The organism is Halochromatium glycolicum, assembly GCF_016584085.1.
GTDB lineage: Bacteria > Pseudomonadota > Gammaproteobacteria > Chromatiales > Chromatiaceae > Lamprobacter > Lamprobacter glycolicus.
Map to the genome: position 1 here is coordinate 45362 of NZ_NRSJ01000028.1, position 23860 is coordinate 69221.

At 63.7% G+C, this 23860-nt stretch carries 22 protein-coding genes and 1 pseudogene; 13 read left to right on the forward strand and 10 right to left on the reverse strand.

The annotated features are described in order from the left end of the window. Positions 1-46: 46 nt before the first annotated feature. Positions 47-256 carry a putative toxin-antitoxin system toxin component, PIN family gene (locus CKO40_RS24415; protein ID WP_242477072.1) on the reverse strand — a complete coding sequence of 70 codons (210 nt, stop codon included), beginning with the start codon at positions 254-256 and terminating at the stop codon, positions 47-49. On the opposite strand from CKO40_RS24415, the gene CKO40_RS24420 reads away from it, so the two are divergent. Together CKO40_RS24420 and CKO40_RS14910 are read left to right on the forward strand one after the other, a co-directional pair. Then, positions 158-517, forward strand: coding sequence for a hypothetical protein (locus CKO40_RS24420; RefSeq protein ID WP_242477068.1), 360 nt, complete (start codon positions 158-160; stop codon positions 515-517). The genes CKO40_RS24415 and CKO40_RS24420 overlap by 99 nt on opposite strands. After that, the gene (locus tag CKO40_RS14910; protein ID WP_200347020.1) at positions 504-782 is read left to right on the forward strand and encodes a helix-turn-helix domain-containing protein; all 279 of its coding nucleotides are present in this window, start codon (positions 504-506) and stop codon (positions 780-782) included. Before CKO40_RS24420 ends, CKO40_RS14910 begins: the two co-directional genes overlap by 14 nt. 196 nt (positions 783-978) lie before the next feature. Here the strand turns inward: CKO40_RS14910 and clpB are convergent, their stop codons facing one another. The 4 genes from clpB to CKO40_RS14930 all read right to left on the reverse strand — a co-directional run bounded on the left by clpB (position 979) and on the right by CKO40_RS14930 (position 7351). After that, positions 979-3576, reverse strand: coding sequence for an ATP-dependent chaperone ClpB (gene clpB, locus CKO40_RS14915; protein ID WP_200347021.1), 2598 nt, complete (start codon positions 3574-3576; stop codon positions 979-981). Between the two features lie 195 nt (positions 3577-3771). Then, positions 3772-4161, reverse strand: a complete 390-nt coding sequence (locus tag CKO40_RS14920; protein ID WP_200347028.1) for a CBS domain-containing protein — start codon at positions 4159-4161, stop codon at positions 3772-3774. A gap of 226 nt (positions 4162-4387) precedes the next feature. Further along, complete coding sequence (locus CKO40_RS14925) at positions 4388-5911, reverse strand: SDR family oxidoreductase (protein WP_200347030.1); 1524 nt, start codon at positions 5909-5911, stop codon at positions 4388-4390. Positions 5912-6298: 387 nt separating this feature from the next. Then, positions 6299-7351 carry an alpha/beta fold hydrolase gene (locus CKO40_RS14930; protein ID WP_200347032.1) on the reverse strand — a complete coding sequence of 351 codons (1053 nt, stop codon included), beginning with the start codon at positions 7349-7351 and terminating at the stop codon, positions 6299-6301. 238 nt (positions 7352-7589) lie between these two features. Here CKO40_RS14930 and CKO40_RS14935 point away from each other — a divergent pair, with 238 nt between their 5' ends. From CKO40_RS14935 to CKO40_RS14985, 10 genes are all read left to right on the forward strand, one after another. After that, a complete protein-coding gene (locus CKO40_RS14935; RefSeq protein WP_242477069.1) occupies positions 7590-8105 on the forward strand; it encodes a L,D-transpeptidase family protein in 516 nt (171 codons plus the stop codon). A gap of 64 nt (positions 8106-8169) precedes the next feature. Then, positions 8170-8400, forward strand: coding sequence for an LPS translocon maturation chaperone LptM (gene lptM / locus CKO40_RS14940; protein WP_200347036.1), 231 nt, complete (start codon positions 8170-8172; stop codon positions 8398-8400). Positions 8401-8411: 11 nt separating this feature from the next. Next, positions 8412-9662, forward strand: coding sequence for a diaminopimelate decarboxylase (gene lysA / locus CKO40_RS14945; RefSeq protein WP_200347038.1), 1251 nt, complete (start codon positions 8412-8414; stop codon positions 9660-9662). Continuing rightward, positions 9659-10330: a class I SAM-dependent methyltransferase gene (locus tag CKO40_RS14950; RefSeq protein WP_200347039.1), complete on the forward strand. Its 672-nt coding sequence runs from the start codon at positions 9659-9661 to the stop codon at positions 10328-10330. Before lysA ends, CKO40_RS14950 begins: the two co-directional genes overlap by 4 nt. Then, positions 10330-11160, forward strand: a complete 831-nt coding sequence (gene dapF, locus CKO40_RS14955; RefSeq protein ID WP_200347041.1) for a diaminopimelate epimerase — start codon at positions 10330-10332, stop codon at positions 11158-11160. The genes CKO40_RS14950 and dapF overlap by 1 nt, the downstream gene beginning before the upstream one ends. Next, on the forward strand, positions 11157-11858 hold the full coding sequence (locus CKO40_RS14960; protein WP_200347043.1) for a DUF484 family protein: 702 nt from the start codon (positions 11157-11159) through the stop codon (positions 11856-11858). The genes dapF and CKO40_RS14960 overlap by 4 nt, the downstream gene beginning before the upstream one ends. A gap of 124 nt (positions 11859-11982) precedes the next feature. Next, positions 11983-12957, forward strand: a complete 975-nt coding sequence (xerC, locus tag CKO40_RS14965; protein ID WP_200347044.1) for a tyrosine recombinase XerC — start codon at positions 11983-11985, stop codon at positions 12955-12957. 127 nt (positions 12958-13084) lie between these two features. Beyond that, entirely contained in the window at positions 13085-13318 is a 234-nt protein-coding gene (locus CKO40_RS14975; RefSeq protein ID WP_200347046.1) for a glutaredoxin domain-containing protein, read from the forward strand. 357 nt (positions 13319-13675) lie between these two features. Beyond that, a complete protein-coding gene (locus CKO40_RS14980) occupies positions 13676-14290 on the forward strand; it encodes a fasciclin domain-containing protein (protein WP_200347048.1) in 615 nt (204 codons plus the stop codon). Positions 14291-14905: 615 nt separating this feature from the next. Then, positions 14906-17635, forward strand: a complete 2730-nt coding sequence (locus tag CKO40_RS14985) for a UPF0182 family protein (protein ID WP_200347050.1) — start codon at positions 14906-14908, stop codon at positions 17633-17635. Between the two features lie 133 nt (positions 17636-17768). On the opposite strand, the gene CKO40_RS14990 is transcribed toward CKO40_RS14985, so the two are convergent. Genes CKO40_RS14990 through CKO40_RS15000 form a run of 3 tightly spaced genes read right to left on the reverse strand, consistent with a single transcriptional unit; the run spans position 17769 to position 21934 of the window. After that, positions 17769-18449, reverse strand: a complete 681-nt coding sequence (locus tag CKO40_RS14990; RefSeq protein WP_200347052.1) for a sulfotransferase family 2 domain-containing protein — start codon at positions 18447-18449, stop codon at positions 17769-17771. Positions 18450-18498: 49 nt separating this feature from the next. Next, positions 18499-21225 carry a hybrid sensor histidine kinase/response regulator gene (locus CKO40_RS14995; RefSeq protein ID WP_200347054.1) on the reverse strand — a complete coding sequence of 909 codons (2727 nt, stop codon included), beginning with the start codon at positions 21223-21225 and terminating at the stop codon, positions 18499-18501. A gap of 13 nt (positions 21226-21238) precedes the next feature. Then, the gene (locus CKO40_RS15000) at positions 21239-21934 is read right to left on the reverse strand and encodes a response regulator (protein WP_242477070.1); all 696 of its coding nucleotides are present in this window, start codon (positions 21932-21934) and stop codon (positions 21239-21241) included. Positions 21935-22182: 248 nt separating this feature from the next. On the opposite strand from CKO40_RS15000, the gene CKO40_RS15005 reads away from it, so the two are divergent. Beyond that, the gene (locus CKO40_RS15005; protein ID WP_200347058.1) at positions 22183-22539 is read left to right on the forward strand and encodes a c-type cytochrome; all 357 of its coding nucleotides are present in this window, start codon (positions 22183-22185) and stop codon (positions 22537-22539) included. Between the two features lie 396 nt (positions 22540-22935). Here CKO40_RS15005 and CKO40_RS15010 read toward each other — a convergent pair whose 3' ends face one another. Both CKO40_RS15010 and CKO40_RS15015 read right to left on the reverse strand, forming a co-directional pair. Then, a complete protein-coding gene (locus CKO40_RS15010; RefSeq protein WP_200347060.1) occupies positions 22936-23349 on the reverse strand; it encodes a c-type cytochrome in 414 nt (137 codons plus the stop codon). Positions 23350-23444: 95 nt separating this feature from the next. Continuing rightward, positions 23445-23860: pseudogene (locus CKO40_RS15015) on the reverse strand (IS701 family transposase); the annotation flags it as partial.

The following is a 23860-nucleotide window of genomic DNA, read 5'->3' on the forward strand; positions in this document are numbered from 1 at the left end:
ACCAGTGGAAGGATCCAGTGAAGAGCTGAAGGCGATCGCAGCGAATCTATCGACGACGCATCAATGTTTCGGTGAAGCGCCTTGGGCTCAGGATCGGAATGCCCTCGAAGGGATGTAGCGCCAACAGGTCGGGGTCGCCTGCGACGATGGCTGTTGCTTGGCCTGCAACGGCAAGCTCCAGTATGGCGTTGTCGTTTGGGTCCCGGCAGACGGCGAGGTCCATGTCTGGCTCAACCAGCTCCACACGGTCAGCCAGTGCCGCGAGGAATTGCTCCCGCTCCGGCCAAGTGAGATACCGGTCCAGCTCTTGGGGCGGCCTCCCGGCAGCGGCGGTTGCCGCAAGGTCCGCTGGACACGCGCCGGGACGGGTAAGCGAAGCGGGGTTCGGGTGATCTACTACAACCAACTGGACAACGGTTTGATCTACCTACTGGTGATCTATGCCAAGGTAGTACGCGGCAACATTCCCGCGCACATCCTCAAGGCCATTCGGGAGACGCTCGATGTCGAATCATGACGATGTAATCACAGGCGATGAGCTGGGTGAGAAGCTCCTCGAGTCCGTGCGCCAGATGAAGGCAGAGCAAGGAACGGTGGTCTACCCACCAGCCTTGGCGGCGCGCGAACGCACGGGGCTGTCGCAAGCGCGCTTTGCCGAGCTGTTGGGGGTCTCGGTGCGTACCTTGCAGGAGTGGGAACAAGGGCGACGCCAACCGAGCGGCGCGGCGCGCACCTTGTTCAAGGTCGCCGAACGTCATCCCGAGGTTCTGCGCGAGTTGTGATAGCGCGGAGGATGCGGTGAACGAGAGCGAACCGCATGATTGATTTCGGCGACCTGAGGTGGACCCCACTCTTTGGACCACTGATCGGCTCTAAGAAATCAAGTCGGGCGGGAGAACCTCGGGGGTTTGCCTGGACCCGGTTGGCTTGATCTAGTGCGGCAACGGCACGCCCGCGTTCCCTCGCGGGCGCTAGGCATCACTCGACCAACTCGCCCTCGACCACGCTTTCGAACACCAGCTCGCCGTCGCGGGCGTCGACCTCGATGGTGTCGCCCGGGCGGAACTTGCCGGCGAGGATCTCCTGCGCCAGCGGGTTCTCGAGCTGGGCGCGGATCGCGCGCTTGAGCGGGCGGGCGCCGTAGACCGGGTCGAAGCCGGCCTCGCCGAGCCGATCGAGCGCGGCGTCGCTGAGGGTGATGGCCATCTCGCGGTCGGCGAGCCGCGCCTTGAGATAGTCGATCTGGATCGCTGCGATCGCCCGGATCTGGGCCTCGTCGAGCGGATGGAAGACCACGATCTCATCCAGCCGATTGATGAACTCGGGCCGAAACGCCTGGCGCACGATCTCCATCACCGCGTCCTTCATCTCGCCGTAGTTCGCTTCGCCGGCCTGCTGTTGGATGACGTCCGAGCCGAGGTTCGAGGTCATCACGATCACCGCATTGCGGAAGTCGACCGTGCGGCCCTGGCCGTCGGTGAGGCGCCCATCATCGAGCACCTGCAGCAGGATGTTGAACACATCCGGGTGCGCCTTCTCGACCTCGTCCATCAGGATCACCGCATAGGGCCGGCGGCGGATCGCCTCGGTCAGGTAACCGCCCTCCTCATAGCCGACATAGCCGGGCGGGGCACCGATCAGCCGCGCGACCGAGTGCTTCTCCATGAACTCGGACATGTCGATGCGCACCATCGCCTCCTCGGTGTCGAAGAGGAATTCGGCGAGGGTCTTGCAGAGCTCGGTCTTGCCGACCCCGGTCGGTCCTAAGAACAGGAACGAGCCGATCGGGCGGTTCGGGTCCGAGAGCCCGGCGCGGGAACGACGGATCGCATCGGAGACGGCGCTGACCGCCTCGCCCTGACCAATCACGCGCCGCGCGAGCTCGTCTTCCATGCGCAGCAGCTTGTCGCGCTCGCCCTCGAGCATCTTGCTGACCGGGATGCCGGTCCATTTGGAGACGATCTGCGCGACCTCCTCGGCGCCGACCTTGTTGCGCAGCAGCTGGGTCTCGTTGCTCTCGGCCTCGGCGGCGGACTCGAGGCGCTTCTCGAGCTCCGGGATGCGCCCGTACTGCAGCTCGGACATGCGGGTCAGGTCGCCGGCGCGGCGCGCGGTCTCCATCTCGACCCGGGCGCGGTCGAGCTCCTCCTTGATGTGCGCGGTGCCCTGGACCGCGGCCTTCTCGGACTTCCAGATCTCGTCGAGGTCCGAGAACTCGCGCTCGAGCTTGCCGATCTGCTCCTCGAGGTCGCCGAGGCGCTTCTTCGATGCCTCGTCGGACTCCTTCTTCAGCGCCTCGCGCTCGATCTTGAGCTGGATCAGCCGCCGGTCGAGCTTGTCCATCTCCTCGGGCATCGAGTCGATCTCCATCCGGATCTGCGACGCGGCCTCGTCGATCAGGTCGATCGCCTTGTCCGGGAGCTGGCGATCGGTGATGTAGCGGTGCGAGAGGGTGGCCGCGGCGACGATCGCCGGGTCGGTGATCTCGACCGCGTGATGGACCTCGTAGCGCTCCTTGAGCCCGCGCAGGATCGCGACCGTGTCCTCGACGTTCGGCTCGTCGACCAGGACCTTCTGGAAGCGTCGCTCGAGCGCCGCGTCCTTCTCGACGTACTTGCGGTATTCATCGAGCGTGGTCGCGCCGATGCAGTGCAGTTCGCCACGCGCGAGCGCCGGCTTGAGCATGTTGCCGGCGTCCATCGCGCCCTCGGCCTTGCCGGCACCGACCATGGTGTGCAGCTCGTCGATGAACAGCACCACGTTGCCTTCCTGCTTGGCGATGTCGTTGAGCACCGCCTTGAGCCGCTCCTCGAACTCGCCGCGGAACTTGGCGCCGGCGATCAGCCCGGCCATGTCCAATGCAAGCAGGCGCTTGGACTTGAGCCCCTCCGGGACCTCGCCGTTGACGATGCGCTGCGCCAGCCCCTCGACGATCGCGGTCTTGCCGACACCGGGCTCGCCGATCAGCACCGGGTTGTTCTTGGTGCGGCGCGCGAGCACTTGGATGGTGCGGCGGATCTCATCGTCGCGGCCGATCACCGGATCGAGCTTGCCCTGCTCGGCGCGCTCGGTCAGGTCGATGGTGTACTTCTCGAGCGCCTGGCGCTGCTCCTCGGCGTTCGGGTCGTTGACCGCCTCGCCGCCGCGCAGGCTCTCGATCGCCTTCTCGAGCGCGCCCTTGCTGGCGCCGGCCTCGCGCAGCAGTTTGCCGAGCTCGCCCTTGTCCTCGAGCGCGGCCAGCACGAACAGCTCGGAGCTGATGTACTGGTCGTTGCGCGATTGGGCGAGCTTATCGGTCAGGTTGAGCAGCTTGCCCAACGCATTGGAGACGGTGACATCGCCGCCGGTGCCCGAGACCTGCGGCAGGCGCTCGAGCGCCTCGCCGAGCATCGAGCGCAGCCGGTTGACGTTGACATCGGCCTGGGCCAGCAGGTGGCGCACGGTGCCGCCGTCCTGATCGAGCAGGGCCACCATCAGGTGCACCGGCTCGATGAATTGATTGTCGCGCCCGACCGCGAGGCTTTGCGCATCGGCCAGGGCCATCTGGAACTTGCTTGTCAGCTTGTCCATTCTCATTTCGCGTATCTCCGACAAACACTAGGGTTATTGCCGAATTGCGGCGGGTTTACCGAGAATTCAAGCAGTTGTTTGCGCTTTCGCCAAGCGGGCCGGGAGCTAAGGCTCCCGCAGTCAGTTGCGTGCGAGCTCACTGCCTAGCAGGCAGGCCGAACGGTCGTAGGACTCAGCCTAGACCCTGGGAACGAGCGGGGCTTAGCGCTCCGCGAGCAGCGTCGCAAGGGCACGCAGCAGGTCGCTCTCGGTGATGATCCCGACCAGGTGGCGACCGCCGTCCTCGGAGACGGGCAGGCAGCCGATCCGGTCGCGGCGCATGCACTCGACGGCCTCAGCAAGATCGGTATCCGCGGCGATGGTCGTGACCGGGGTGTGCATCACTTCGCGCACCTCGACCGGCGCCTCCTTGAAGCAGCGCGCCGCAAGCTGCAGGTCGCGCCGTGTCAGGATGCCGGCGACGCAGTCACTGGCGTCGACGACCGGCAGATGGTGTAGGTCGTGCTGCTCCATGATCTCGAACGCCTGCTGATAATCGGCACTGGCTGGAATGGTCGTCGGGGCGGCGGTCATATAGTCGCTGACGTGCATCTTAGCTCTCCTTCGGTGGTTGTTCGGGCAGGACGGCACTAGGCCGCGACCAATTATGCGCCGTATCGTACCAAGCTCGGGGAACACGTCGATGCGGCTTGAACACCTTTGCCGACCTTTGCGGACGTTTGCGCAAGCAAGCGCCATGTTGTTTGGCCATGTTGTTTGAAGGCCGGATGAACGCTGCTGGAGAGCGCGACATTGACGGCTGATGCGATGCGGCGAATCACGGCGAATCGCGCCGAGGCTCGGCGCGCTGCTCGGCGCGGCGGCCGATCTCGCGGGCGGTGCCGGTGAAGATGAAGCGATGGATCGGCTGGAACGCGTACCAGTAGCTGAGCCCCCAGACCCCGGCCGGATGCCAATAGGCGGTGATCGTCAGGCGGGTGCCGCCATCGGCGCGCGGCTCGAGCTCGAACTCGAGCATCCCGGCGCCGGGCGCGCGCATGCCGAAGGCGAGGCTGAGCCGGCGCTCGGGCTCGAGGCCGAGCACGGTCCAGGAGCCGATGCGGTCGCCGACGCGCAGGTCGCTCGGGTGACGACGACCATGCTGGCCGCCGGGGCCGCCGGCGAGACGGTCCATCAGGTCGCGCAGCTGCCATAGGCCGTTCATGTAGTACCAGCCCTCGCTGCCGCCGATCCCGGAGACCAGTTCCCAGACCCTGCTTGGCGGGGCCGAGGTCTCGGCGCTGCCGCTGGCGCGCTTGGCATAGTAGGCATAGTCGATTCGGTGCTGACGCACGGCAAAGGCTCCTTCGATCCAGCGGGCAGGCACCGGCTCGTCCTCGCGCTCGGCCGCGAACACGGCCTCAACGGCCTCGCGGAAGCCCAACAGCTGTTGGGGCACCAAGCGCCGAAGCTCGGCGTCATCGGCGGAAAAATCGTGCTTGAGGCCCTCGATCAGGGCTCGGGCAATATTGGTCGGCACCGCGGTGACGAAGCGCAGCCAATAGGCCGAAAGCCTTGGCGTCAGCAGTGGCACCGGGATGATCAGGGGCTGACGCTTGCCGCCGACCTCGGCCAGGATACGCATCATCTCCAGATAGTTCAGCGTTTCCGGTCCGCCGGCGTCGAAGGTGCGGCCTTGAGCGGCCTCGATCTGCGGTAGCCTGACCAGATACATCAGCAGGTTGTCGAGCGCCAGCGGCGGCGACTTCGCCTGCACCCAGCGCGGCGTGATCATCACCGGCAGGTGGTAGACCAGATCACGCATCACCTCGAACGCGGCCGAGCCGGGGCCGACGATGATCCCGGCGCGCAGCTCGGTCACCGGCACCCGGCCGCGGCGCAGCACGTCGCCGGTGTCGCGGCGCGAGACGATGTGCTCGCTGTCGGCATCGTCCGGCACCAACCCGCCGAGGTAGACGATGCGGCTGACCCCGGCGCGCTCGGCGGCGGCCGCGAAGTTGGCCGCCGCCTCGAGATCGAGCCGCCCGAAATCCTTGCCGGCGGCCATCGAGTGGACCAGGTAATAGGCGATCTCGATACCGTCGAGCGCCCGGTCGAGGCTGGCCGGGTCGAGCGCGTCGGCGGCGACGAGCTCGACCTCGTCCCAGCCGCGGGCCTCGAGCACGGCCCGATTGCGGCTGCTCGCGCGCACCGGGATGCCTTCGTGGACGAGCCGCGGCACCAGATGGCTGCCGATATAACCGCTGGCCCCAAAGACCAGGCAGCGGTGTATCGGTTGTGCGGACGACCTGCCATCACCGGTTCCCGTTGTCTGCGATGAGTTGTCGCCATTGGTGATCATCGCAACCTTCTCCGCCTCTGGTGTCGGTTTACGCGCATGCTGCTGCCTCAGTTGGCCTTTCTACATCGCAATATCGGGTCGAGCGCGTGCGCGTGCAAAACCCGATCTCAGATCTCGGTGGGATCGCGCGGCTGATTCGGCGGTTCGGCGCGTCAGGGGAGACGCAGGGGCGTCGAGTCAGCCTGCCCGACGCGCTGCACCGACAAGCTGCACTGGCAAGCTGCGCCGGCAAGCTGCGCCGGCAAGCTGCGCCGGCAAGCTGCACTGGCAAGCTGCGCCGGCGTGCTGAACCGGCGTACTGAGCTGGCGTGACCCAATGGCCGCGTTCTGGGTGCTCCGAGCAAGCGGTGACCGTGCCGCGCTGAGCTTGGGATTGGCGCCAGTGCTTCAGGGTGCCAGAGCGCCTTCCTGCGCGTCGAGCCAGGCTGCGATGGCGCTCGTGACCTGCTGCGGGCATTCCTCCTGCGGTAGATGGCCGCAGCCTTGCAGCACAGCAAAGCTCGCATTGGGCAGTGCGGTTGCGGTGGCCTCGGTGTCGGCCGGCGGGACCACCTGATCGTTGTCGCCGGTCAAGACCAGTGCGGGCTGGTTGATCTCGTCGAGGTGCTCAGCGATCTCGACCGGGTCGGTGAGGGAGCGCTGCAGCAGCGCTCCCCAAGCCAGGTCCCATCCCGCCATCAGCCGATGCGCTCCGGTCAGCGCGCGCCTCGATTCGTCGATCTTGGACGGATCAGCGTAAGAGTAGGCCAACAGCGGACTGCCCGTCCCGAGATAGCGGGCCAACGCGAGCGTCAGCCGCTCGACCTGAGGCAACGCGACCAACCAGGATGGCAGGATCGGGCGCTTGGAATGGACCCAGGGCGCAATCAGCACCAACCCCGCGATGCGCTCGGGCTGGGCGAGTGCCGCCTCCAGCGCGAGCGTGCCACCCGATGAATTGCCGACCAGGATCGCGCGCTGGATATCCAGAGCATCGAGCACGCGGAACAGGCGTTCCAGCGCGGCCGATTTGCTGTAGAGGTCGACGCCGGTCGTATCGGGGGATACCGGCTTCGCGCTGAGGCCGTAAGGTATCTGATCGTAGGCCAGGACCGGCGCATCGCTGGCGAGCGGCCCGAGGATCTGGGTCCAAGTGAAGGCATTGAAGGTGAAGCCGTGCAGGAGCACGAATGGGGGGATAGCCGTCTCCGTCTCCGATGAGCCCGTGGGCGCCTCGGACGCGGCTGGGCCGGGCTGGGTGAGATAATGGATCTCGAGCGGTATCTCGCCAGCCGCACCGATGTTGATGAAACGGCTATCCGGCGCCGCGACGGAGCCTGCATCGGCAATGCCCGGCGCCGCGTTCGGGCTGATCAAGAACGGCCCGAGGGTGGCGGCCAGAAGCCCAAGCACAACGATCAATAACAGCAGGCTCAGCAGGATGCGCAGCAGGCTTCGCATGGGATGGTGATGCGGTATCGCGACTCGTGACGATGTCAAAACTGTGCGGATGCTAGCACAGGCGCTCGGCATCCCCTGGCGGCTGATCAAAATCCAGCGCATCGGACCAGCGACTAGGTTAGAATCCACATGAGATTGAGCCCGCAACGTTTCGCTTATACTCGCTACTATGCACGATTGCTGCCCCCTGATTCGGAACCTGGACCGTTGTCGTCCCGGTGCGCCGAGCGGTTGGCTGATGATCTGGGGCGTGCTCGTCCTGGCCCTGGCCGCAACCGTTCTGGCGGGTTGTGCCTCCGAGCCGGAATCCCCGACGAGCCCTTACGTTGATCGTGTGCTGGTCAGGAAGGGCGAGCGGCGGCTTGAGTTGCACAAAGACGGTTCGGTCTATCGTTCTTATCGGATCTCGCTCGGTGATCGCCCAAAGGGGCACAAAGTGCAAGAAGGTGATGAACGCACACCGGAGGGGAACTACGTGCTTGACTGGCGCAATCCCAATAGCGCCTTCCACAAGTCGATCCATGTCTCTTACCCGAACGAGCTGGACCGCACGGTCGCGCGCTCGCTGGGGGTCTCACCGGGCGGGATGATCATGATCCACGGCCTTCCGAACTGGCTTTCATCACCCAGACTGGCGGAGGAATACCGCCGCCTGGACTGGACCGACGGCTGCATCGCGGTTGGCAGTAACGACGAGATGGACGAGATCTGGCGGTTGGTCCGCGACGGGACACCGATCACGATCCTACCTTGAGCGGAGCGGCCGGCGCCGTTACCGTTCCCTTGCTCGACGGCGCTCGATCCGACACTATTGCTTTATGCACTGCTGGGCACGCTATCTCTTCCTGCTGCTGGTCGCCGGTCTCGCGTTCGGCCAGATGCTCCCTGCCTGCGGCCAGAAGGGACCCTTGTATCGGCCGGAGCCGTCTGCTGACGCCGAAGCCCGCCCGGAGACGGCGCCGACGTCCGGCGGCGGCGCGGAACAGGGCGGTGAAGGGACTGAGGATGTCCCGGAAGCTCCTCCGCCCGCCGCTGCGACGACGAACTGACGCTGGAGGCCATGGACCACTTCAATTACGAGGGTGATCAGCTCGTTGCCGAGCAGGTGCCGCTGAGCGCGATCGCCGACCGTTTCGGTACCCCTTGCTATGTCTATTCGCGGGCGACGCTGACCCGGCATTGGCGCGCGTTCGACGAGGCGCTGGGTGCTCAGGCGCATCTGATCTGCTTCGCGGTCAAGGCCAATTCCAACCTGGCGGTGCTCGATGTGCTGGCGCGGCTCGGCGCCGGATTCGACATCGTCTCGGTCGGCGAGCTGGAGCGCGTGCTCGCGGCCGGTGGCGATCCGGCCAAGGTGATCTTCTCCGGCGTTGGCAAGCGGGCAGACGAGATCCGGCGCGCCCTCGAGGTCGGCATCCGCTGCTTCAATGTCGAATCGGAGCCCGAGCTGTTGCGCATTGGCGAGATCGCCGGCGCGCTCGGTTGCTTGGCGCCGGTCTCGCTGCGCGTCAACCCGGATGTCGATGCCCAGTCGCACCCCTACATCTCGACTGGGCTCAAAGAGAACAAATTCGGCATCGATATCCAGTCGGCCGATGCCCTCTATCGGCAGGCCGCGAGGCATCCACACCTGCGCGTGCTCGGGATCGACTGCCATATCGGCTCTCAGCTGACGAGCCTCGGCCCCTTTCTGGATGCGATCGATCGCGTGCTGGCGCTGGCCGATCGGCTTGCGGCGGAAGGGATCGAGGTGGAGCATCTCGATCTCGGGGGTGGTCTGGGCATCCGCTATACCAACGAGATGCCGCCGCTCCCGGATGCCTATGCTGCTGCGCTCGCTGAGCGGCTCGGGGAACGGCGCTACGAGATCATCCTCGAGCCCGGACGGTCGATCGCCGGTAACGCCGGCGTGTTGCTGACCCGGGTCGAGTATCTGAAGCGCACGCCGGCGCACCAGTTCGCGATCGTCGACGCGGCGATGAACGATCTATTGCGCCCGGCCCTCTACGATGCCGAGCAGGAGATCGTCCCGGTGTGTCGCCCGGACCCCGACGCGCCCACGGACCTGTTCGAGATCGTCGGTCCGGTCTGCGAGACCGGCGATTTCCTCGGCCGACAGCGCCGTCTCGCGCTGGCCGAGGGGGACTTGCTGGCGGTTCGCAGCAGCGGTGCCTACGGCTTCTCGATGAGCTCGAATTACAATAGCCGACCGCGCGCACCCGAGGTCATGGTCGACGGCGATCAGGCCTATCTGGTGCGCTCGCGCGAGTCGGTCGACGCGCTGTTCGCTGGTGAAAGGAGACTGCCATGAGGCGTCGCCCCGAGCCGGAGCTGATGGATACGGCCGAGCAGGCTCATGCCTATGCCGAGACCGATTTCACCGAGCCGAATGAGCTCTTCCTGCATCTGTTGGCCGAGCGGCATCCGGGTGAGCTCGATGGTGCCCGTGCCCTCGATCTGGGCTGTGGACCGGCCGACATCGTCTTGCGGTTCTTGCGTCGGTATCCGCGGGCGACCTGCGATGCGCTCGATGGCAGCCAGCCGATGCTCGATCTGGCGCAGGCCGATCTCGAGCGCGAGCCGGACCTGGCGCGCCGGGCGCGGCTGATCTGCGACAAACTGCCATCGCCGCGGCTCGAGACCAATGCCTATGACCTGATCCTGTCCAACAGCCTGTTGCATCATCTTCATGACCCGCAGGTGCTCTGGCGTAGCCTGCCAACACTCGGCCGATCCGGTGCGACCGTGCTGATCATGGACCTGGCCCGGCCAGCGTCTTCAGCGGCGGTCGCCGAGCTCGTCGAACGTTATGCGCAGGGCGCCTCGGCAGTGCTGCGCCAAGACTTTCACAATTCGCTGTTCGCGGCGTTCGAACCGGCCGAGGTCGCCCAGCAGCTGCGCGAAGCGGGTCTCGACGCGGTGCTGTCGGTCGAGATGGTCAGCGATCGGCACCTGGCGGTCTGGGGTCGGCTCTGCTGATGCGACTGCGCTTCACCAAGATGCACGGCTTGGGCAACGACTTCGTCGTGATCGATGCAGTGCGCCAGCGTCTGACGCTGAATGCCGAGCAGATCCGCTATTTGGCGGACCGCCATTTCGGCGTCGGCTGCGATCAGGTCCTGCTCGTGGAAGCTCCACGGATCGATGGGACCGATTTCCATTATCGGATCTTCAACGCCGACGGTGGTGAGGTCGAACAATGCGGTAATGGTGCGCGCTGCTTTGCGCGCTACGTTCGCGACGAAGGGTTGACGCAAGCGGATCAGATCCGCGTCGGCACCGCCGCTGGGGCGATCGTGCTGCAGGTGCGGGCTGATGGTCAGGTCAGTGTGGAGATGGGGATACCGCGCTTTAATCCGACTGAGATTCCGCTGCAAGTGCGCAATCGTGCGCCGGCCTACGATCTCGGCTCGGGCTGTGAAGCGATGCGCATCGGGGCCGTGTCGATGGGGAATCCGCACGCTGTGCTCGCCGTGGGCAATGTCGATGAGGCGCCGGTTGGCGAGCTCGGACCACGAATCGAACGCAAGTCCCTCTTCCCGCACGGGGCCAATGTCGGCTTCATGGAGCGCCGAGCCAGCGATCTCATCCGGTTACGGGTTTGGGAGCGCGGTGTGGGTGAGACCCTTGCCTGCGGCACGGGCGCTTGCGCGGCGGCTGTCATCGGCCGCCTCTGGGGCGAGCTGGGCGAATCCGTGCAGGTGCAATTGCCCGGCGGAACCCTGCTGATCGACTGGCGCGGGGAGGGTGAGCCGGTGATGATGACGGGTCCCGCTACCAGGGTGTTTGACGGGGAGATCGACCTATGAACAGCCGACCCGGAGAGCCGATACCCGAGGACGATCAGCCGGCCGTCGGGGATCGGTCCGTTGCCGACTGGCTGATGCGGCATCCTGACTTCCTGCTGCGGCATCCGGAGGTGCTGGCCAAGCTCAATGTGCCGCATGGAAGTGGCAGTGCCGTCTCACTGATCGAGCGGCAGGTTATGGTGCTGCGCGAGCAGCTCGCCAATGAACGCGGACGGCTCAATCACGTCGTCGCACGCGCCCGGGAATACGAGGTATTGCTGCAGCGTCTCCATGAACTGACGTTGCGATTGATCCTGGCGCCCGATCTCGAGCACGCTTGCAGCGCACTGGAAACGGCGTTGCGCAACCAGTTCGAGGCTGATGCCGTCGCGCTGAAGCTCTTCCCGGTTTCGGCGGCGGAGCACGAAGCGGACCCGCTCGTGCGCAACTTCATCGATTTCATCGACCGTGATCGTTGCCTCTGCGGCCCATTGGCCCCAGAGCAGACCGACGCCCTCTTCGGGCACTTGGATCGCGTGATCCACTCAGCGGCCTTGGTGCCGATTCGGGCCCATGAGCAGACCGGTGTCCTTGCGATCGGTAGTGGCGATCCGGAGCGCTTCAGCGCCGACATGGCGACTGATCTGCTTGAGCGGCTCGGGGCGATTGCCGGTGCCAAGCTCGCCGACCTCGCCCATCGCGAGCAGAACCAGAGCTGATGCTGTCGCTGGCGGCGCTACGGTTCATCGCGGGGAGCCACCCCGGACGATGAATGTCGCGCGATTCAGCGTAACGATCCGGCTGCGTTAGAGCTGAGGTATCGCGCGCCTCCGATTCAAGACGATGAGTACCCCGCCCGAGACAGCTGCCTCCAGTCGTAATGATCCGCTCCGGGAGCGCTTCGCATCCCATCTACGCGATGAGCGCCGTGTTTCGCCTCACACGCTGAGCAATTACGGCCGTGATCTCGAGCGCATCGCCAGTTGGTGCCGAGAGCAGGGCCTCGAAGACTGGTCAGGTCTTCGTGACGCCGATATCCGCCGTTACATCGCCGCGCGCCACCGCGCTGGCATCGGTGGGCGCACGCTGGCGCGCGAGCTCTCTGCGCTGCGCGCATTCTTCGAGTTCCTGATGCGCGAGCAGCTGGTCGCCCAGAATCCGGCACGGACGGTCCGTGCGCCAAAGACCTCACGCCCGCTGCCTGGCAGCCTGGATGCCGATACCCTCAGCGCGCTGCTCGATGGGGCCTCGTCCCCACCCGGCCCAGCAACGGATGAGGGCGCGGCAAGCGCCGAACCGGATGAGCCCCTGTCCCTCCGCGATACCGCGATCGTGGAGCTGATGTACTCGTCCGGACTGCGGCTGGCGGAGCTGATCGCGGTCGATGTCGGCGACATCGATCCCGCTGAGGCGATGCTCACCGTCGTTGGCAAGGGGGCGAAGACGCGGCGCGTACCGGTCGGCAAGGCGGCATTGAGGGCGGTGGCCGCCTGGTTGGCTGTTCGGCCGCAGTTGGCCGCTGCTGGGGAGAAGGCCCTATTCGTGAGCTCGCGCGGGCAGCGTATCCATCCGCGAACCGTGCAGCAGCGGCTCAAGCAATGGGCGCAGCAGCACGGCGCGCAACGCCACCTTCATCCGCATCTGCTGCGCCATTCGTTCGCGAGCCACCTGCTCGAATCCTCGGGCGACCTGCGAGCGGTCCAGGAGCTCCTGGGGCACGCCGATATCGCGACGACCCAGGTCTATACCCATCTCGATTTTCAGCATCTGGCCCAGGTCTATGACAAGGCGCACCCGCGGGCGCGCAAGCGCCGCTAAGCCCAACGCCGCTAAGCCCAGCGCCGCTAAGCCCAACGCCGCTAAGCCCAACGCCGCTAAGCCCAACGCCGCTAAGCATCGCGATCATCCTGTGGCTCCGCGGCAGCACAAAGGCTCGGGTCCACGGGTGCTGCTCTATACTCGTCAAGGGTGTGCGCATTGTCGCCAGGCCAAGACCTTTCTCGAGGCCAAGGGCATTGCATTCAGCGAGCTCGACATCGGCCGCAGTGTCAAGGCGCGCAAGGCGCTCGAGCGGCTAGGGGCCCGCGGCGTCCCCTTACTGATCGTCGGCGATCAACGCCTCGATGGCTTCTCCGAGTCTGCCTTTATGGCGCTCTACCAGCGGGTCTGCCGTACCTGAGCCGCGTCTGACCGCGGTGCGATCTGCCACAGGGTCTGAAATCGAAACGGCCGCGGCTGGGTGGACCTTGGTTTGAACCAGCGGCGGCCGCTCAATGCGGATCTCGGGCTGCCCCTGATGCCGGATCAACCGGCGGAATCAAGCAGTGGAATCAACTGGCGGACCAGGCTCGCAAGGCCGAATGTCCACGCCTAAGACCATGACGTTATCCTGGTATTGCTTGCCAATCCGGGTTGGTGTCCTAACCTCAGCTCTCGTAGGGGGCGCGTGACCAAGCTTTGAAAGCATCTGAAGCTTGTTTGTCCGGTCTGCGTCCAACTAGCCGATGTCTATCAACAGCAGCTTGAGGAATGAACCATGACCGACACGATCAACCGCAACCATCGCCTCGTTGTGATCCTGGGCCTGACGATGGCGCTGGGGCCGCTCACCGCCCTGTCGTTTGGCACCAAGTACGCCGATGAAGAGACCTGGGCACGCGCCCAGGCCGGTCTGCAGAACGCGAAGCCCCAGGATAAGCTCGGGATGTATGGCGACATCGAGGGCGTACCCTCCTATGCGAGCTCGAAGACCTTGGCCGACGTGCTTGCTGGTTCGGGTGTCTTCGACGAGTTCGAGAACGCGATCAAGGCGATTGACAAGACCGAGATGCTCTCGGGCTCAAGCGCCTACACACTGTTCGTCCCCAGCGATGACGCCTTCGCCGCCCTTTCAGAAGAGCAGCGTGCTGCACTGCGCGATGACCCCGAAGCGCTGGCAGCCTTGATCTCGAAGCACATCGTCCCCGGCCGTTATAGCGCGACTGACCTGATGCAGATGCGTGAGGCGCGGACCCTAGATGGCTCCTCGATGCCCGTCGGCCCCAACGCCAGTGTTGACGGCCATATCGGCTTCGGCGGTTCGGACGTCATCAAGAGCAACATCGTTGCATCCAACGGCATCGTGCACGTCATCGACCGCGTCAATCTCTAAGTCGCTCGGGGCGACCTACGACGATCGCTGGCAGTGGGCTGAGTCCAGCTCGTCAGTTCAGATCGCCTCCATTGAAGCCCGGTGCAGTCCGCTGCGCCGGGCTTTCTCTTTTTTCAGGCTTGTGTGTTCAAGGTCCACTGGTTTCCAACCTAGAAACCGCAGTTGGACGGCCGCCACCCATGGGTGCGCTTCATGAAGCACCAGAATTGGAGCCATTGCAAAGGGTTGCATGCTGGGCTAAGGCGATTTCTGTCAAAGCTCATACCGCCTTGCTGGTCTTTTCGCTCGCCTTCTTCGTCGCGCCGCCGGTCACATAGCCCGGCTATGCTCCCGGCGACGCTCCTCGAAGGCAAACGACAATCCTGCGCAATTCGGTACGAGCTTTTCCGGCAATCGCCTAAGCGGTCGACTGCGGTTTCTTGGTTCCAACCAGCCGCTCACGGCCAATTGGGGGAAATCCACCGGAGCTGGGGAAATCCCCCGGGTCGAGGCTGATCGATGTGGTCAGCGGCTGCCGTTGGCGGCTCGCAAGTGGCTGCTCGTGATAGGCACGCAGTGTGCAGATCGGGGGCAACCGCTCGCTCAGACCCTTGCCATCAGCCCCTGCTTGCCAACATGCGTTCCTGGAAAACCCTCTCCATCGTTGTGACCGGCCTCCTGCTGGTTGTCCTGATTGCGTTGACGATACTGGGCGTGGTGGTCAAGGACTTCTTGATCGACCTCTGGTGGTTCCGGTCGCTCGATTACGAGTTCTATTTCTGGCAGCGACTGCTCTACCGCTATGTGGTCTTCACAACGGCAGCCGCGTTCTTCTTCGCGCTGTTCTTCGCCAATTTCTGGATCGGCGGCAAGTATCTCGGCGCGCGTCGCCCAAGCAATGGGGCCGAATGGGCGTCTGATCTCGAGAGTGACCGCCCGTCTCCGCAAGTCTACCGACGTTTCCAGTCTCGTTCGTTGGCGCTTTACCTGCCGCTGACACTGATCCTGGGGATCGTCGTCGCACTCCCGTTGTTCTTCTATTGGGAAGATGCGCTGCTGTTCCTGCTGGCGCCCGATGCCGGCATCAGCGACCCGGTATTCGGACACGACATCAGCTTTTACCTGTTCTCATTGCCCGTCTACATGCTGCTTTACAGCGAGGTGATGGTGGCGCTCGTCGTGGTGCTGCTCGGGCTCGGGTTGCTGTACTGGCGCGAGCACCGCGCGATGCCGAAGGCAAACGGCCGGTTGCGGCGTGGTGCGCGATTGCATCTAAGCCTGATCCTGCTGCTCATCATCCTGATGGGAAGCTTCTATTTTCTCGGCGATGCCTACATGCTGCTCTATACCGACGCGCATCTGCCGTTGTTCTATGGCCCCGGCTACGAGGAAATGGTGGTCACACTGCCGCTGATCGCGGCCGCAGCGCTGCTGCTGCTCGTTACGGGTGTCACACTGCTGTATCTACTGAATACCGGCAAAGGGCTGCGCTTACTCGCCGCGGCGGCGGTTCTGTTGGTTGCTGTGATCGGATTGCGCCATACGCCCTATCTGACCGATGCGGTGAGTCGGTACGTGGTCGAGCCGGCCGAGATGACACGCGAGGCGCCCTTCATCGAGAACAACATTGAAGCGACATTGGCCGGTTACCGCCTGCAGGAGGTCGAGGCGCGAGACTATCCAATCCGTGAAGAGGGCTGGGAGGAGATCACGCCTGATATCAGGCTGAGCCTGCGAAGCGTGCCGATCTGGGACGACGAAAAGCTCTTGTCGGTCTATCGTGAGCTGCAGGAGATCCGGCCCTATTACGCATTCGACAAGGTCAACGTCGGACGCTACGAGGTCGAGGATGTCTATCAACAGGTCTTTCTCGCTGCGCGGCAAATCGATCTCGAGAAGCTGAGCGAGCCACGCCAGACCTGGGTCAACCTCTGGCTCAGGTACACCCACGGCTACGGCGTCGTAATGACCCCGGCCGCACAGGCGGCCGATGAGCCGATCGAGTGGCTGATCCAGGGCATTCCGCCGAATTCCGTGCCGGGCCTGTCCATCGATGAGCCAGCCATCTATTACGGGGCAGGCAATCTGCACCCGGTGATTGCGCCGAATGCAAGCCATGAGCTCGATTATGCCTCACGCGATGAGGTGAAGCTGACCGACTATGATGGCTCCGGCGGCGTGCCGATCAGCAGTGCCTTTCGCAAGCTGGTCTTCTCGCTCTACTTCGGTGAGCGCAATATCCTCTATACCACGCAGATGACCGACGCGAGCCGGCTGCTGTTCCGGCGCAATATCCGCGAGCGGATCAAGACCCTGACCCCGGATCTGACCCTCGGCCCGAACCCCTATCTCGCAGTCGCCGATGGCCGGCTGTATTGGATTCAGGACGCCTTGACTAGCTCGAGGTGGTACCCGTACTCGCGACCCTATACCGGCCACGTCGAGCATTTCGAACGACCATTCAACTACATCCGTGATTCGGTCAAGGTGGTCGTGGATGCCTATAACGGCAGCGTCGACTACTATCTCGCCGACCCGGATGACCCGATCGCCGCCGCGCATGCGCGCATCTATCCGGGGCTCTTCAAGCCGTTCGATGCGATGCCCAAGGCGCTCAAGGAGCACGTGCGCTACCCGAAGAGCCTGTTCGACGTGCAGATGGACGTCTATGCGCGCTATCACCAGACCGACCCCGAGACCTTCTACAACCAGGAAGACGCCTGGGAGCTGCCCCCCAATCTGTGGCGCGGGAACCTGGAGAAGATGCGTTCCTATTACCTGACGCTCAATCTGATCGAGGCCGACCGCTTCGAGTACAGCCTGTTCGTGCCGATGACGCCCTTGGGGCAGCCGAGCATGCGCGCGCTCGCCGTCGCCGGAAACGATGGTGACAGCTACGGCAGGATCATCGTCTACAACTTCCCGAAGGGCACCCTGGTCTACGGACCCGAGCAGATGGACGCCTTCATCAAACAGGACCCAAGCCTCTCGCAGGAGCTGACCCTCTGGAGCCAGCAAGGCTCGCAGGCGACCCGCGGACGGATGATCGTGGTACCGGTCGAGGGTGTGGTGACCTATATCCAAGGCATCTTCCTGCAGGCGACTGATGATCTACCGTTACCTCAGCTGGCGCAGATCATCGTCAGTCAGGGGCCAATGGTCGTGATGGCCTCCTCGCTCGAGGAGGGGTTCGAGTCGCTGCATGAACTGATCAGGGAAACGGAGCAAGAGGAGCCGGTGCAGGAGGTCTCGCCGCGGGATGAACCGCCGGAAGCGACCAAAGGGGCAGCGAAAGAGACCTGTCGCGAGACTCCGCAGACTCCGCCAGAGAGCCCGCCAGGGAATAGCGATACAGAGGCCTCCTGACCGGAGACCCAGCTCGACCTGAAGGCACCGAGTCGCACCGCGATGGCACAATGACGTCAGACGGCTGTCGCGGCGCCATCGGAAGCGGTCGCAGCAGAGCAGTCGGATCAGTCGACCCCTATCGCCACCGCCTTCAGGCTGAGACGGCTCCGTCGATGCCATCGAAGCGATAGCCAAGCCGCTTGATATCGGCCGCGAAGTGGCGCGCAACGAGCTCGGCGGTCGCATCGTCGTAATAACGGCGGTAGTCGGCGCCGCGGTCGTTCGCTTGGCGGCGATGAGGAAGCCGCGGCGCCGCGATGCCGATGCGCGAGCAGACCTCATCGAAGTCCGGCTCGAGGCGCTCGTAGCGACCGACGAAGTCGACGATCAGATTGCCGTGCAGATCGATCAGATAATCGCTCTGCAGCTCGATCGAGGTGTCCAGGTGATACTGCGGCGGACGCGCCGGGTCGAGCTTCCAGCGCAGGAAGGACGCAAAGTCCTGATGGCCGCCGAGATACTGCGGCCGCTCCCGGCGGATATGGTGAAACGAGCTTACCTGAAGATCCCAGGGGTTGCGCACGAAGGCGAATTTGAACAGCCCCTCGAAGACCTCGCGTGGCAGCAGCTCCTTGGCGGCGATGGCCTTGGCATGACGAGGCAGCTTGGTGCCGATGCGGTGGCCGCTGAGATGGCTGAGCCGGCTGCAGAGGAACATCGGCCAATACCAGGGGTCCGCCCAGCGTCGACGCGCCAATGCTGCCCGGACGCTGGTTCCGCCGGTCTTGGCGATATGGATGAAGAGAAAGCGATGACCAGGAGAGAGCAGCATGCGGCATTGTAGCCGCGGTGCGTGTGCGCTTGCAGACGCGGGTTTGGGCTCAGGGGCCTGTGCAGCCCTCGCGCTTGGATTCCTCGCCCAGGAGGTTCTTCAAGACCCTGGCCTCTGCACAGAGTGTCGCCATCGGCGCAGTGGCGGCCATGTCGCTTAGTCCGCGCACCCGCTCGGTCAGGCCCTGCAGGCCAAACAGACCACAGATGCCTTTCAGGTCATGGAGCCGCTCCTGCAACGCCTGCCGGTCTTCGACAGCGATCGCCGCGCCGATCCCCTGCACCTGCATCGCAAGCTCGTCATCCAAGCGCGTGCGCCATTCGGTGTCGAGCCGAATCGCGCGCACTGGGCCCGGGTCAATCACCGGTGCGGCCGGGCGATCTGGTCGGTGGCCGGTCTGGAGACTGGTTGCGCTCCCGTCGGCGAGAAGACGTTCCAAGGTTTCGTCGAGACCTTCCTCGTCGATCGGTTTGAGCAGAACGGCATCGAATAGCGCTGCGCGCTCGGGTATGCGCTCCGTCACGAAGGCGTCTGCGCTCAATGCGACGAGACTGGGCACTTGCTCGTCGGCGAGCGCGGCGCGGATGCGCCGGGTCGCCTCGATCCCATCCATCAATGGCATGTGGATGTCGATGACGATCAGATCCAGCTCCAGCCTGGTGGCTTGCCGGACGGCATCGGCGCCATTGTCGACCTCGATGACCTCCATCGCCCGGACCTCGAGCAGTCTGCGCATCAACGCCCGGTTGAAGTCGTTATCATCGACGACCATTGCCCGTCGGCCCGGGAACTGCGCGCGTGTGCGGGCCTGCTCGACGGCGCCTGCCGACCGTGAAACGCCGTCCAGCTGACAGAGAAGCTCGATCAAGCGGGCTCGGCGCAAGGGCTTCTCGGTCCAGGCGATCGGCGGCGTTGCGAGCACGGCAGGGGGTGGCGTCCACTGGTTGTTTGCGACGAGCAGCAGTATCGGGCCGGAAAAGGCGCGTCGCAACTCGGCCAGCTGACGTTCGAGCTCGAGAACCTTTTGTTGCTGAGGCGCAAGCCCGAGTATCAGCAGTTCGAAGTGCCTCCCTGCGCCTTCTGCATCGACCAGCATCGTGGGTAGACGCTGCGGATCGCTGGTCGCGAACACCTCCATGGACCAGCTCAGCAGTTGCGAACGCAGCGCACGCACTTGGATCGCAGCGGGATCGCAGATGAGCACCTTGCGCGCCTTTGGGTAGCGTCGCGACCGCTGTGAAGGGACTGGCGAGCAGCGCTGACACGGCAGGGTCACGCTGAAACGGGAGCCTTGATTGAGCGCACTGCGGACCCTGATCTGGCCACCCATGAGCTCCACGAGCCGCTTCGAGATTGCGAGACCCAAACCGGTGCCGCCATATCGGCGGGTGATGACAGGGTCTGCCTGCTCAAACGGTTGGAATAGGCGCAGCTGCTGCGCCGCCGAGAGGCCGATGCCAGTATCGGAGACCACCATGCGAAGGCTGCCTGCTTCCCCGGCGTCGTAATCGGCCTCGACGAGCACATGGCCGACGCTGGTGAACTTGATCGCATTGCTGAGGAGATTGACCAGCACCTGGCTGATGCGGCTGGGGTCGCCGCGGAGCCGTTCAGGGACGCCGCCGTGGATAACCAATGCCAGCTCCAGCCCATTCGCGTGCGCGTCAGGGGCAAGCATGGCGACGATATCCTCAAGGCAGTCCCTCGGCTCGAACGGGGCTGACTCGATCGAAAGCTCGCTCGAATTCAGCCTGACGTAGTTGAGAATGTCGTCGATAACGGCCAGCAGCTGCCGCGCTGCACGATCCAACGTCCGGCTGTACTCGGCGGAGGCCTCGGTGCGAGCCTCTGCGTGCAGCAGCCGGCCGAAACCGATCACTGCATTGAGCGGTGTCCGCATCTCGTGGCTCATCCGTGCCAGGAAGGCCTCCTTGTCTTGGTTCGCGGCCAGAGCTGCCTCGCGGGCGCGCTCGAGCTGCGCGTTCTGCTTCTGCAAGGTCTCGAGACTCCAACGCAGCTGGCGGGTCGCTGCTTCCACCTGATTGCGCATCGCCTGCTGCGAGCCATCAATCTGGTTCGCCATGCGATTGAACGCGCGTGCCAGCGCATCGAGCTCGGCGATAGGCTGGGGCCTTGCCCGTGCAGCGAATTCGCCTTGACGGTAACGCGCGATCGTCTTGCCGATATCGCCAAGTCCTCGCGAGAGATCCCTGCCGATATAGAGGGCCGCGAGGATACCAAGGCCCAAGCCAGCCAAGATGAGCCAAAGGAGGATAACCAGATGCTGCTGATGGGGCGCGGCGCCGGCGGTGGGTGTGAGTCGAATCTGCACCCATCCGAGGATCGGCTCGGATATGGGCGTCGGCGGCGGTCTCGAATCAGGGGGTCGGATGGTGATCGAATCGCCTAGATTGACCACCGGCGCCGAGAAAGGGTGACCGGCCTGCGAGGCCTGCTCCTCAGGCGCGCTGGCGACGAGCAGGTTGAAACGGATGTCACCGATTGCGGCCCAGAGCACGTCCGGTCTGCGTGCCGTTTCGTCACAGAGGGCCTGCAGGTGCTCGATCTCTCCGGTGCGCAGCGACCGTTCCGCAGCGAGCGCCAGACTCTCAGCGATGACCCGGCCAATCTCATCGATTCGCCACCGATCGTGCTCCAGGCCGTGATGAATGCCGTAAGCGGCAAAGATGCTCGAGATCAGCGCCAGCGGCACCAGCGCCAGCGCGATCAGCCGGGCGCGAATACTAGCAAAGGGATTGATGCCAACGGCACTCATTGCCGTTTGGCATTCATCCTGGAAAGCCGAGCTTTCGGGCCATGCTCGCTGCCTCGATACGGTTGGATACACCAAGGGTGCGCAGGATAGCGACCACATGGGCCTTAACCGTGAACTCGGAGAACCCGAGCTCGCGTGCGATCATCTTGTTCGACTGCCCCTGGCAGATTCGTGCAAGGACCTCGCGTTGCCGTGGAGTGAGTTGTTCGAGTCCGTCGATCTGTTCGACCGGGGCCTCAGGCGCTCGACGATCTGATCTCGGCGCCCCGGATTCCGCTTGCGACCATTGCGATTCGTGCTCATTCGCTTTTGCGGCGAGCAGTGCCGCGGGCACATAGACACCGCCGGCTAGCACGAGCCTTAGCGCTTGCAGCATCACCGAATGCGGGGTTGTCTTCGAGACATAGCCGGAAGCACCGGAATCGAGTGCTTCGCGCATCGTTTCGGCCGATTCGAGAGCCGATAACACAACCACGGGAACGCCTGCAGGATGGCTGCAAAGCTCGCGCAGCAGGTCGAGTCCGTTCGATCCGGGCATGAAAAGGTCGAGCAGGATCAGATCCAAGTGAATTCCAGAGTTCATCACCCCTAGCACCTGATCGGCGTCTTCCGCCTCGATACATTCGGGCGTATCGTTGCAGAGGTGGCTCAATGCCTCCTTCAGACCTGAACGCACCAAAGGGTGATCATCTGCAATCAAGATCCGCATCCACTTATTATACGATCGCCTGCGACCCGATCAATTGTCAATTGAATATTCCAGCCTCCTCGACCAGCGGAGGCGAGAGCTAGCTCTACTGGACTAGCTCAACAAGGCGATGGACGCCGGGCCGGGCATGCGAAAGCATAACGGTGTGGTAGGAATTATCGAGCTGCAGGAGGCAACGTCATCCAGCCTTCGGTTTTTGGCTCGATAACGACCCTTTGCTTCCATTCCGCTAATGCAAGGTGATCTCGATGAAGACCTCTCTCCCGATGATGAGTTTCTTAACGCTTCTCGTTGCCTCACAGACCACGGTCAAGGCTGAGGAAGACTCGTTGCAGGGGCAGCAGGGCGCAGACCTGTTCAAGTTCCACGGCTGTGTGAACTGCCACGGGGCCGATGGCAAGTCGCCCGTCAGCAAGATGGTTCCGGAGCTCGCGGGCAAGCCTGCGGGCGAGCTCTATTCGAAGGCGACCAAGATTCTCAGCGGCGAAGGCGAGAGTGATGAAGCCAAGCTGATGCACGCCGCTTTCTATTCGCCTTCGAGCTGCGACGCGCCGCCTACCGATGCCCAGATCAAGTCCATCACGGCCTGGCTTGCCGCACAATGAGCTAGAAACGGGCCGTTGAACAGCGCGTGCTGTGCCCTCAGTGCCAGGATCAGTGTGCGGCGCTGTCCAGGGCGTTGGCGGCTCACATGAGTACGCTGATTCGTCGACATTTACTGGCATCTCCATCGCACTCGCGACCGGCCGCGCCCTTCTAAGGCGATTGCCGGAAAAGCTCGTACCGAATTGCGCAGGATTTTCGTTTACCTTCGAGGAGCGTCGCCGGGAGCATAGCCGGGCTATGTGACCGGCGGCGCGACGAAGAAGGCGAGCGAAAAGACCAGCAAGGCGGTATGAGCTTTGACAGAAATCGCCTAAGCCGTTCTTCGGTTGTCTCGTCTCAATCGCACAGGGATGTAAGCATTGGCGTTCGATGGCTTTGCCCTGAACGGGACTGCGCTACCGCGTGTAGTAGTAGCTGAGGGCGCGGATCTCGTCGGCCGTGAGCGGTCCGATCCGCTTCTTCATCTTAGGCGGCTGCGGCAGCCTTTTGCGATCGTCCTGATAATCTTCCATCCGCATCAAGAGATAGGCCTGGAGCTGGCCTTTGAGGCGTGGGATCTCCTTATCTTGGTAACGGCCGCCGTCATCGTGACAATCGGCGCAGAGGTCTCGATGCAGCTTCTCGCCCGCCACGAGATCCGACTCGGCGACGTCGACGCGTTGATCCTGCCAGGGCAGGTCAGCAAAGTAACTGGACATCTCACGCAGCTCGAGCGTGCTGTACCCCTTTGCGATCCGACCCATGATCGTCGATGGCCGTTCGTCGAGTTGATGGCCGCGCATGATGTAGAAGAACAGTCTGGGGTCCATTCCAGCGATACTCGGCGTCAAAGGACCTTGGCTGACGCCCTCGAACCCGTGGCACCCATTACTACTACTTTGTTAGATTAATTCTGAGCCCTGACTCAATCCGTATCATTCGCGTTGTCAGGATCATGTTCTTTGTCATATCGCTCAATGTCTTTACGTCGTTGTTCATGCCGGATGTTCATCTGTGCGAGGCGGCGATCAACGGCATCAGGATCATTGAGGAGCATGGCGATGATCAGCAGACGGATGTCGCGCGCACTCAACAGGGGGACGGACCCTTTTTGCTGGATACGCTCTTTCACCAGGAACGACAAGGACAGCATGACCAGCGCCATATGATGGTGCCACGCCGTCCACTTTCTGACTTGGTAGTCGGACATCCCCAGCTCGCTTTTGGCTTCCTGAAACGCGCGCTCGACCCAATAGCGCTGCGCCTGGCGATAGGCAAACCGCTCAATGGGTGTGGTGATGGCATCGTCGTTGCTCAACGAGTATTTGAGGGCGTTGTCCG